Source organism: Cryobacterium sp. 10I1 (genome assembly GCF_035019805.1).
GTDB classification, from domain to species: Bacteria; Actinomycetota; Actinomycetes; order Actinomycetales; family Microbacteriaceae; genus Cryobacterium; species Cryobacterium glucosi.
The window spans coordinates 1-9,956 of the sequence record NZ_JASJVF010000121.1 but is presented as its reverse complement, the minus strand read 5'-3'; the positions used below and the strand labels follow the sequence as shown (position 1 = coordinate 9,956).

Genomic DNA, 9,956 nt, shown 5'->3' with positions numbered 1-9,956 from the left:
GTGCCCACGCAGGGCGCACTCCCCGACGAGCGCAGGGCCTGGCAACTCGTGCTCGAATCGATCGAGGGCGAGTTGCTCTCGGGTCGGCTGCGACCCGGGGATCGCCTCGCACCCGAACGCTCCCTCGCCGCCTCCCTCGGCGTCGGCCGGTCGAGCGTGCGCGAGGCCATCCGGGTGCTCGAGGTGCTCGGACTCATCCGTACCGCGACGGGCTCCGGGCCGACATCGGGGGCGATCATCGTGGCGCTTCCCGGCGGCGGGATGTCCGCGCTGATGCGACTGCAGGTCGCGGCCCAGGGCTTCCCAGTCGAGGACGTCGTGAAGACCAGGCTCGTGCTCGAGGCCGCCGTCGTCACCGAACTCGCCGAGGCGCACGACCCCGCGTCGCTCGAACCGGCGTCGCTCGAACCGGCTGAGCAGCTCCTCGACGCGATGGATGCGCCGGGCCGGACCGAATCCGAGTTCCTCGCGCTCGACGCCCAGTTCCACCTCGCCCTCGCCGAGGCAACCGGGAACCAGGTCATCACCGCGAACCATTGCGATAGGGTTCCTCCAACCCGAGCACGTCCAGGCCAGGAGGCCCCATGACCGCGAACCCAGCTCCCCAGCTGATCGACCTCGAACTTCCGGCCGCGAACGGCGGAAGCGCCGGACTCCGCGCGGTGCTCGGAGTGCCTGCCGGCTCCGGTCCCTGGCCCGGGGTTGTGCTCGTGCACGAGGCCTTCGGCATCAGTGACGTGATGCGCCGGCAGGTCGAACGACTGGCGGCGGCCGGCTACCTCGCACTGATGCCCGACCTCTTCACGGAGGGCGGCGCCCGGAAGTGCCTCGTCGCGACCTTCCGCGCCCTGACCGCGGGCGAGGGGCGCGCGTTCGTCGACATCGAGAACGCGCGGCACGCGCTCATCGCCCGGGCGGACTGCACGGGTGAGGTGGGTGTGCTCGGCTTCTGCATGGGCGGCGGCTTCGCGCTCGCGGCCGCCACGCGGGGGTTCGCCGCGGCATCCGTCAACTACGGCCGGCTGCCGAAAGACCTCGACGCAGCCCTGGCGGGTGCGTGCCCGATCGTCGGCAGCTATGGCGGCAGGGACCGCTCTCTCGTCGGCGCCGCTGCCCGGCTCGAGGGCGCGCTCGAGGATGCCGGCGTGCCGCACGACGTCAAGGAATACCCCACGGCCGGGCACTCCTTCCTCAACGATGCCGAAACAGGCCCGGCCGCGGTGCGCTTCCTCACGCAGCGTATCCTCGGCGCCGGCCCCGACCCGGAGGCCGCCGCTGACGCCTGGATCCGCATCGAGGCGTTCTTCGCCGAGCACCTCGCCTCGGCCGCGGACCCCGCGCCCGCCGACTGACCGGTCTCAGCGAGCCGATGCGAGGGCGGGTTCGGTGGGAGTGACACCGGATGCCGCGAGCAGCTTCATGAATTCGCGCATCCAGCTGGGGTGGTCCGGCCAGGCCCTGCCGGAGACGAGGTTGCCGTCGACGACGCCCGCGCCGTTCTCGAACACGCCCCCGCCGAGTTCGACGTCGATCTGCAGGGCCGGGTACGCAGAGCTCGTGCGGCCGTGGAGCACCCCGGCGGCGGCGAGCAGCATCGGGCCGTGGCACAGTGCGGCGACGGGAGCGTTCCGTTCGAAGAAGTGCCGGACGATCCGCTTCGCGTCCTCGTCGTTGCGGATGTACTCCGGTGCGCGGCCGCCGGGGACGACGATGGCCGCGTAGTCGGCCGGGTCGACGTCCTTGAACGCAACGTCGGCATCCCAGGTGTGGCCGAGCTTCTCGGTGTAGGTGTCGAAGCCGTCCACGAAGTCATGGACGACGAACTGGAGCTTCCTCTTCTCCGGGGCGCCGATATGCACCTCGAAGCCCTCCTCGAGCAGCCGCTGGTAAGGGTAGAACACCTCGAGGGTCTCGGCGGCGTCGCCGGTGAGAATGAGGATCTTGGTCATGACGTTCCTCTCTGAACGGTGTGAATCTGAACGTTGCTGAACTCAGCGGACGGGTCGTCCGTTGACGCCTTCAGTGTTCCCCCGACCGGCGCGCCGGGCAAGTGCCACCGGCGAAGGCCGGTGCGGAACGGCTGGGAAAGGGTCCAGGCCGGCTCAGACGAACATCAGCACGACGCCGAGGACAGCCGATGCGAGCCCGGTGCCGAGCAGGATCAGCCCGGTCAGGCGCAGGGCCTTGCCCTCCGATTCCGGGGCATGCGTCACCCCGCGGGATGCGTCACGGGAGTGGTACCAGACCTGCACGTCGTCGCCCGGCGCGAGCCGGTGGCTCTCGTGCGTGTTCGCGGCTCGCTCGTGCACGTCCCCCGAGCGGTCGAACCAGCGGATGACCGTGTGCGATCCCGAGGACGCGATCACGCCATCCGTGGCGACCCAGCCGCCCTTGACACCGCGGATCGCAAGCCCGAGGACATAGAGGACGGCGCCTCCGACGAACCCGACGAGGGTCAGGACCTCGCTGATGAGCCCGATGAGGTCGTGCGCGTCCATTCGCCCCTCTCTCGCCCGCACGTCTCGTGCTCGTTCGCCCTGTGACCACGATCGTATCGTGCCCCGGCGCGGCGCCGTGAGGGTCCCCGATGCCCCTGATCCGGGGGCCAGCGGATACAGTCGAGAGATGACCACGGTCGAAAAACCCGTCCCCGCCCACAAAGACCGCAGCTTCTTCGGGCAGCCGCGAGCTCTCGCCAATATCTTCGGCGTGGAAATGTGGGAGCGGTTCTCCTTCTATGGGATGCAGGGCATCCTGCTCCTGTACCTGTACTACTCCGCCGCCGAGGGCGGCCTGGGGATCGAGCAGGCGACGGCCGCCGGCATCGTCGGCGCGTACGGCGGAGGGGTCTATCTCTCGACGATCCTGGGCGCCTGGATCGCCGACCGGGTGCTCGGCAGCGAGAGGGTGCTGTTCTACAGCGCCATCGTGATCATGCTCGGGCATCTCGCCCTCGCCCTCGTGCCCGGCGTCGCAGGCGTGACCGTCGGACTCTTGCTGATCGCGCTCGGCAGCGGTGGCCTGAAGGCCAATGCGACGAGCGTCGTCGGTTCGCTGTACACACGGGACGACCCCCGCCTCGACGCAGGCTTCTCGCTCTTCTACCTCGGGATCAACCTCGGCGCGTTCTTCGGCCCGATCCTGACCGGGCTCCTGCAGACGACGGCCGGCTTCCACTTCGGCTTCGGCCTCGCCGCCGTCGGTATGGCGATCGGGCTCACCCAGTACTCCTTCGGACGCAGAAGCCTGCCCGAGATCGTGCACCAGGTTCCGAACCCGCTCCCGCGCTCGCGCTGGACCCCCTACCTCGTCGGCGCGGTTGCCGCCGCGGCGCTCGTCGTGGTGCTCGTGCTTGTCGGCGTGATCACAGCGGACGGCCTCGTCACCCTCGTGATCGCCCTGACGGTCATCGCGACGATCAGCTACTTCGTCGTCATCCTGCGCAACCGACAGATCAGCATCGTCGAGCGCAAGCGGGTCTACGCCTTCATCCCGCTCTTCCTCGCGAGCGCCGTGTTCTGGTCGCTCTCCCAGCAGCAGTTCACGGTCGTCACGATCTACACGGACGAGCGCCTCGACCGACACTTGTTCGGATGGGAAATCCCGGTGTCCTGGATCCAGTCCTTCAACCCGGTCTTCATCATCCTGCTCTCCGGCGTCTTCGCCGCGCTCTGGACCCGCTGGGGTAGCCGCCAGCCGTCGACTCCGGTCAAGTTCGCGCTCGGCACCGCGGTGATGGGCGTGGCCTTCCTCGGCTTCCTGCCGTTCGTGGGCGGCGGTGCCAACTCGACGCCGATGCTCGCGATGATCGGCATTCTCTTCGTGCTCACGGTCGCCGAGCTCCTGATCGGCCCTGTCGGCCTCGCGCTCACCACGAAGCTCGCGCCCGCGCCGTTCCGAACCCAGATGGTCGCCCTGTTCTTCCTGTCGATCGCCCTGGGCACTGCCGTGTCCGGTTCGCTTGCCCAGTGGTACACCGAGGTCCCCGAGACGCTCTACTTCAGCGTGATCGGCGGCGTCGCGATCCTGTTCGGCATCGGGCTCGCGGTCTTCGCCCGTCCGGTGCTCCGCCTCATGGGCGGCGTGCGCTAGCGGGGTCCCTGCCGCCCTGCGTATCGGCGAGCGGATGCCGCTGGCCGGTCCTCCGGCATCCGTCGCCCCGCCGGTGCGGTCGCCGCCGCGCCGCTTTCGGCAGCCCGCTCCCGAAACGGCGGGCGCGGCCTGCCGAAACCGGCGCGGGCGCGACCTAGCGGGTCGCCTCGATGATCGCGATCTCGCGGGTGGCGGTCTCCACGTCGATGGGGTCGTGGTCGCGTCCGTCGCCGTCGTGGTGCACCTGCATGTGGGGCACGACCCCTCTGCGGTACCGAACGCGCAGGCTGCGGTACCTGATCAGCCAGAACAGCATGGCCCCCGCGGCCAGGATGCCCGAAAGAGCCGCGACGCCCAGCGCCCAGCGCGGGCCGAAGTGGTCGGCGACCCACCCGACGAACGGGGCGCCGAGCGGGGTGCCGCCGGCGAAAATGGCCATGTAGAGCGCCATCACCCGGCCACGCATCGCGGGCTTCGTGGTGGTCTGCACATAGGCGTTCGCGGTCGTCATGAGCGTGAGCGAGAACAGCCCGACGAAGACGAGCGAGACCGCGAAACTGAGATACGTGGGCATCACCGCGGCGATTCCGCACGCCACGCCGAAGAGCGCGGCGCCGGCGACGACGAGGCGCAGTCGAGGGCGGCTGCGACGGGCCGACAGCAGCGCGCCCGCGACCGAGCCGACGGCCATGATGGAACTTAGCAGCCCGAATTCGCCGGCGCCCATGTGGAATTCGACCGTCGCCATGGTTGCGGTGAAGATCGCGAAGTTGAGCCCGAAGGTTCCGATCAGGAAGACCGCGATCAGCACGACGATGATGTCTGGCCGATGCGCGACGTAGCGGAACCCGGCCATCAGCTGGCCCCGCTTCCGCGGCGCCCGCGGCTGGGGGCGCAGCTCGCTCGTGTGCAGCAGGGTCATCGCGACGACCGTCGCGGCGAAGGTGACGGCGTTGATCAGGAACACCCAGCCCGCGCCGACCGCGACCGTCAGCAGGCCGGCGACGGCCGGGCCGATCAGGCGGGCGCCGTTGAACGAGGCCGAATTCAGTGCGACCGCGTTGGACAGGTTGCTGTCGGGGACGAGCTCGGAGACGAAGGTCTGCCGTGCGGGAGAGTCGATCGCGGCGACGATCCCGAGTCCGAGCGCAAAGAGGTAGACATGCCAGAGCTGGGCGACGCCGGTCACGACGATCAGCCCGAGCCCGAGGGCCAGGACGCCCATCAGGCTCTGGGTCATGATCAAGAGCCTGCGCCGGTTGAACCGGTCCGCGATCAGGCCGGACCACGGCATCAGCAGGAGTTGCGGCCCGAACTGCAGGGCCATCACGATCCCGACCGCCGTTGCGTTGTGGTCGGTGAGCATCGTCAGGACGATCCAGTCCTGGGCGGTGCGCTGCATCCACGTTCCGATGTTCGACACGAGGGCGCCTGCGAACCAGATTCGATAGTTCGGGACGCTCAGGGAGCGGAACATGGTACTCAACTGTCGGTGAGCTCCTTCATGACGGTGATGGCCTCGGTGAGCACGCTGCGCTGTTCGGGGTTGAGCTTGGCGATGCGGAGGGCGAGCCAGGCATCCCGTCGGTTGCGGGTCTCGTGCATGAGGGTGCGACCGGAGTCGGTCACGGTGAGGATGATCTTGCGGCCGTCGTCCGTGGAGCCCGCCCGGTGGACGAGGCCGGCCGATACGAGCACCCCGACGGTGCGGCTCATCGAGGGCGGAGTGACCCGCTCATGCTCGCTGAGTTCGCGCAGGGTGAATGGACCGTTGAAGAAGAGGGAGCCGAGGGCGGAGAACTGGCTCGCGCTCAGCTCGTTGTCGGCCTTCTCCTGGCGCAGGCGGCGGGCGAGGCGACCGTTTGCGACGCGGAAGTCATGGCTGAGCTCTGCAACGCTCGGCCGGTGTCCGGCGTGGGTGTCCGGCGGGGTCACGGCCGGTTCGAGCATGGATTCCATAACTCATAACTGTAACCGTTTAGCGAGGCTAAGTATTCCCGTGAATTCTCCCGTTCTGACAGACTTCTCCCGTTCTGTCAGACTGGCCGCGTGCCTACCTATACGGATGACTATGGCGTCACCTTCGAGTACTACGTCTGGCCGGTGCCGCGCCCGCGGGCGGTCGTTCAGGTGGTGCACGGCGTCGGTGAACACGCCAACCGCTATACCGAGCTCGTCGGCCGGCTGAACGAGGCCGGCTACACCGTGTACGCGGACGACCACCGCGGCCACGGGCAGACCGGGCTGCGACAGTATGCGGGCGACACGACCAGGCTCGGACGGCTCGGCCCCGGCGGGTTGCGGGCCGCGGTCGCCGGCGTGTATCAGCTCAGCGGCATCATCCGCTCGGCGCACCCGCACCTGCCGCTCGTTCTGCTGGGGCACAGCTGGGGCTCGTTCATGGCGCAGATGATCCTCAACGAGCACGCGGATGCCTATGCCGCGGTGGTCCTGACCGGTACCGCCTATCGCTGGCCGGGCTACCTCAACGGCGGGGACCTCAATGCGCGGCACAAGCACCTCGGAACGACGGGCGTCGAATGGCTCAGCCGTGATCCCGCGGTCGCGGACGCCTTTGTCGCCGATCCGCTGACGACCATGACGCCGCTCGCGAAGCTCTTCGGCCTCCGGGAGGCCGCGCGGCTCTTCGGACGTCCGGCGCGCGGACTGCCGGCCGACCTCCCGCTCCTGATCCTCGTCGGCGGGGACGACACCGTTGGCGGGGAGCGCAGCGCAACCATGCTCAAGAACGCATACGCGCGGCGCTCAGGGTTGCGGGACATTCGCCTGGTGGTATATCCCGGTGCCCGGCATGAAGTCTTCAACGAAACGAACCGCGCCGAGGTCTTCGACGAGCTGATCGGCTGGCTCGACAGGCAGTTACCCCCGGGGGTCGGCGGGATCGACGGTTAGGCTGGCCTCATGCATGGTGAATACAAGGTCCCTGGTGGCAAGCTCGTGGTCGTCGACCTGGACGTCGTCGACGACACGATCGTCAATTTCCGGCTGGCTGGGGACTTCTTCCTCGAGCCAGACGATGCCCTCGGGGCGATCAATGCGGCCGTGACCGGCCTGCCGGCCGGCACAGATGCTGCAGGGCTCGCCGCCGCGGTGCGCGCGGCCCTGCCACCCCAGGCCACCCTGCTCGGGTTCTCCCCCGAGGCCGTGGCGGTCGCGATCCGCAGGTCCCTCGCGCAGGCGAGTGGCTGGCGGGACTACGACTGGCAGCTCGTGCACTCCAAGGCCGTGCCCCCGGTGATGCAGATGGCGCTCGACGAGGTGCTCGCGATCGAGGTCGGCGAGGGCAGGCGTAAGCCCACGCTGCGGATCTGGGAGTGGACGGAGCCCGCCGTCGTCATCGGAAGCTTCCAGTCGCTCCGGAACGAGGTCGACGCCGAGCAGGCGGAGGCCCACGGCTTCACCGTCGTCCGCCGGATCAGCGGCGGCGGCGCCATGTTCATGGAGGCAGGCTCGGTCATCACATACTCGATCTACGCTCCCACCGCGCTCGTGCAGGGAATGACCTTTGCCGACTCCTACGCCTTCCTCGACGAATGGGTGCTCACCGCGCTGCGCTCGCTGGGCATCGACGCGCACTACCAGCCGCTCAATGACATCACGAGCCCGACCGGCAAGATCGGCGGCGCCGCGCAGAAGCGTCTCGGCAGCGGTGCCGTGCTGCACCACGTGACTATGAGCTACGACATGGACGGCGAGAAGATGGTGCAGGTACTGCGCATCGGTCGCGAAAAGCTCAGCGACAAGGGCATCACGAGCGCCGTCAAACGGGTCGACCCGCTCCGCAGCCAGACCGGCCTCAGCCGTGCCGAGATCATCGACAGGATGAAGCAGACTTTCACGACCCTGTACGGGGCGGTAGACGGGGACATCACCGAGGCGGAATACGCCGCCGCCGAGGCGCTCGTGGCGAGCAAGTTCGGCACCGACGAGTGGATCGCCCGCGTCCCCTGACCGACGGTCGAGGCCTGCTCGACGGGGGGACGGCGGCTACCGGCCGCGGGTCAGCAGGTCCTGGTATTCGGCGTGCTTGTCGATCCACGCGACGACATAGGGGCAGACGGCGACGACCGTCAGGTCAGTGCGCTCGCGCATGTCGTCGAGGGCCTGCTCGACGAGGATGCTCGCGAGTCCTTCGCCCCGGTGCCGGGGATCGACTTCGACGTGGGTGAAGAGCACCCGGGAGCCGTCGATCTCATAGTCGGCGAAACCCGCGGTCGTGTCCCCGAAGAGCAGGCTGTACCGGGAGAGGGCCGGCTCATGCCGGAAGGTGGGCCGCGCGGTATCCTGCGTCGTCGCATCCGCCGGAGTCGTCGATTCGGTCGTCGGGGAGTCTGTAGTCATCCCCATAGAGTAAGCCGACTGACACAATGAGGGAATGCCAACCGCGTGGTCCCCGTCCTCCCCCAACCGTGTCGTCCGTGCAGACAACCTCGAAATCCTGCCTGCCCTTCCCGACGGGGCGTTCACGCTGATCTATCTCGACCCGCCCTTTAATACCGGTCGCAAGCAGAATCGGCGCACGACTACTTCGGTGCGAGTGGCTGCGGTGACCGGGTCTGTCCCTGACCCGGCATCGGCGGACGCCCCCCTGACTGGGGTCGCTGTGTCTTCGCCGCGAGCGGGCGGTTTGGCGGCCGCCGGCACCATCACGGGGTTCAAGGGGCAGCTCTACGAGCGGATCAAGGGCGACCTGCTCGGCTACGACGACCAGTTCGAGGACTACTGGGCCTTCCTCGAACCCAGGCTGATCGAGGCCTGGCGACTCCTCGCCGAAGACGGCACCCTCTACCTGCACCTCGACTACCGAGAGGCGCACTACGCCAAGGTCCTCCTCGACGCGCTCTTCGGCCGCGACTGCTTCCTCAACGAACTGATCTGGGCCTACGACTACGGCGCGAAGTCCAAGAACCGCTGGCCGACCAAGCACGACACGATCCTCGTCTACGTGAAGAACCCGCAGCACTACTACTTCGACTCGACGACGGTCGACCGCGAGCCGTACATGGCCCCCGGCCTCGTCACGCCGGAGAAGGTCGCGCGCGGCAAGCTGCCCACGGATGTCTGGTGGCACACGATCGTGTCGCCGACGGGCAAGGAGAAGACCGGTTACCCCACGCAGAAGCCGGTCGGCATCCTGCGGCGGATGATCCAGGCCTCGAGTCGCGAGGGCGACTGGGTGCTCGACTTCTTCGCAGGCAGCGGCACGACGGGTGCCGTCGCCGAGTCCCTCGGCCGCCGCTTCCTGCTCGTCGACCAGAACCCGGAGTCGATCCAGGTGATGCGCACCCGGTTCGCGGCCCTTCCGGAGGTCGAATTCCTCGACGCGTCCTGATTCCGGGCCGTCTGGGAGACTGGACGGATGAGACTCCGCATCTTCACAGAACCCCAGCAGGGCGCCAGCTACGACGACATCCTCGCGGTCGCGCAGGCCACAGAGGCGCTCGGGTTCGATGCGTTCTTCCGCTCAGACCACTACATGGTCATGGGCGACGGCGGCGGGCTGCCCGGACCGACGGATGCCTGGACGACCCTCGCCGGACTCGCCCGTGAGACCAGCCGCATCCGCCTGGGCACCCTCGTCTCCTCGGTGACCTACCGGGCGCCGGGGATCCTCGCGATCCAGGTCGCCCAGGTCGACCAGATGTCGGGAGGCCGGGTCGAGCTCGGGCTCGGCACCGGCTGGTTCGAGAAGGAGCACCTCGCCTATGGCATCCCGTTCCCGGCCAAACGCTTCGGCATGCTCGAGGAGCAGCTCGAAATCGTCACCGGGCTCTGGGAGACGCCTGTCGGCGATCGATATGACTTCACCGGTGAGCATTACACCCTCGTCGATTCCCCCGCCC

General features: G+C 68.4%; 12 protein-coding genes. 7 read left to right on the top strand and 5 right to left on the bottom strand.

What is annotated here, in order from left to right; all coding sequences use genetic code 11:
* On the top strand, positions 1-588 hold a 588-nt coding region (locus QN345_RS11435; RefSeq protein ID WP_323508667.1), incomplete at its 5' end, for a FadR/GntR family transcriptional regulator.
* Positions 585-1,352, top strand: coding sequence for a dienelactone hydrolase family protein (locus QN345_RS11430; protein WP_134560677.1), 768 nt, complete (start codon positions 585-587; stop codon positions 1,350-1,352). The genes QN345_RS11435 and QN345_RS11430, both read left to right, overlap by 4 nt.
* A gap of 6 nt (positions 1,353-1,358) precedes the next feature.
* Here QN345_RS11430 and QN345_RS11425 read toward each other — a convergent pair whose 3' ends face one another.
* Positions 1,359-1,949, bottom strand: a complete 591-nt coding sequence (locus tag QN345_RS11425; protein ID WP_134562109.1) for a DJ-1/PfpI family protein — start codon at positions 1,947-1,949, stop codon at positions 1,359-1,361.
* Positions 1,950-2,102: 153 nt separating this feature from the next.
* On the bottom strand, positions 2,103-2,498 hold the full coding sequence (locus tag QN345_RS11420) for a sortase (RefSeq protein ID WP_134449169.1): 396 nt from the start codon (positions 2,496-2,498) through the stop codon (positions 2,103-2,105).
* A 127-nt stretch (positions 2,499-2,625) separates the two neighbouring features.
* Between QN345_RS11420 and QN345_RS11415 the strand changes: the two genes are divergently transcribed.
* Positions 2,626-4,092, top strand: a complete 1,467-nt coding sequence (locus QN345_RS11415; RefSeq protein WP_323505155.1) for a peptide MFS transporter — start codon at positions 2,626-2,628, stop codon at positions 4,090-4,092.
* A gap of 154 nt (positions 4,093-4,246) precedes the next feature.
* Here QN345_RS11415 and QN345_RS11410 read toward each other — a convergent pair whose 3' ends face one another.
* Together QN345_RS11410 and QN345_RS11405 are read right to left on the bottom strand one after the other, a co-directional pair.
* Entirely contained in the window at positions 4,247-5,578 is a 1,332-nt protein-coding gene (locus QN345_RS11410) for an MFS transporter (protein WP_323505156.1), read from the bottom strand.
* Positions 5,575-6,051, bottom strand: a complete 477-nt coding sequence (locus QN345_RS11405) for a MarR family winged helix-turn-helix transcriptional regulator (protein ID WP_241975505.1) — start codon at positions 6,049-6,051, stop codon at positions 5,575-5,577. Before QN345_RS11405 ends, QN345_RS11410 begins: the two co-directional genes overlap by 4 nt.
* Positions 6,052-6,141: 90 nt before the next feature.
* On the opposite strand from QN345_RS11405, the gene QN345_RS11400 reads away from it, so the two are divergent.
* Entirely contained in the window at positions 6,142-7,005 is an 864-nt protein-coding gene (locus QN345_RS11400; RefSeq protein ID WP_134449167.1) for an alpha/beta fold hydrolase, read from the top strand.
* A gap of 9 nt (positions 7,006-7,014) precedes the next feature.
* The gene (locus QN345_RS11395; RefSeq protein WP_134449166.1) at positions 7,015-8,064 is read left to right on the top strand and encodes a lipoate--protein ligase family protein; all 1,050 of its coding nucleotides are present in this window, start codon (positions 7,015-7,017) and stop codon (positions 8,062-8,064) included.
* Positions 8,065-8,100: 36 nt separating this feature from the next.
* Here the strand turns inward: QN345_RS11395 and QN345_RS11390 are convergent, their stop codons facing one another.
* Positions 8,101-8,454, bottom strand: a complete 354-nt coding sequence (locus QN345_RS11390) for a GNAT family N-acetyltransferase (protein WP_134449165.1) — start codon at positions 8,452-8,454, stop codon at positions 8,101-8,103.
* A gap of 34 nt (positions 8,455-8,488) precedes the next feature.
* On the opposite strand from QN345_RS11390, the gene QN345_RS11385 reads away from it, so the two are divergent.
* Both QN345_RS11385 and QN345_RS11380 read left to right on the top strand, forming a co-directional pair.
* Entirely contained in the window at positions 8,489-9,445 is a 957-nt protein-coding gene (locus QN345_RS11385) for a DNA-methyltransferase (RefSeq protein WP_323505157.1), read from the top strand.
* Positions 9,446-9,472: 27 nt separating this feature from the next.
* On the top strand, positions 9,473-9,956 hold a 484-nt coding region (locus QN345_RS11380; RefSeq protein WP_323508666.1), incomplete at its 3' end, for an LLM class flavin-dependent oxidoreductase.

Bases quoted from the DNA above. Each gene is read 5' to 3' on its own strand.
- QN345_RS11430 (WP_134560677.1), top strand. From the start codon at position 585: ATGACCGCGAACCCAGCTCCCCAGCTGATCGACCTCGAACTTCCGGCC.
- QN345_RS11425 (WP_134562109.1), bottom strand. From the start codon at position 1,949: ATGACCAAGATCCTCATTCTCACCGGCGACGCCGCCGAGACCCTCGAG.
- QN345_RS11420 (WP_134449169.1), bottom strand. From the start codon at position 2,498: ATGGACGCGCACGACCTCATCGGGCTCATCAGCGAGGTCCTGACCCTC.
- QN345_RS11415 (WP_323505155.1), top strand. From the start codon at position 2,626: ATGACCACGGTCGAAAAACCCGTCCCCGCCCACAAAGACCGCAGCTTC.
- QN345_RS11405 (WP_241975505.1), bottom strand. From the start codon at position 6,051: ATGGAATCCATGCTCGAACCGGCCGTGACCCCGCCGGACACCCACGCC.
- QN345_RS11395 (WP_134449166.1), top strand. From the start codon at position 7,015: ATGCATGGTGAATACAAGGTCCCTGGTGGCAAGCTCGTGGTCGTCGAC.
- QN345_RS11390 (WP_134449165.1), bottom strand. From the start codon at position 8,454: ATGACTACAGACTCCCCGACGACCGAATCGACGACTCCGGCGGATGCG.
- QN345_RS11385 (WP_323505157.1), top strand. From the start codon at position 8,489: ATGCCAACCGCGTGGTCCCCGTCCTCCCCCAACCGTGTCGTCCGTGCA.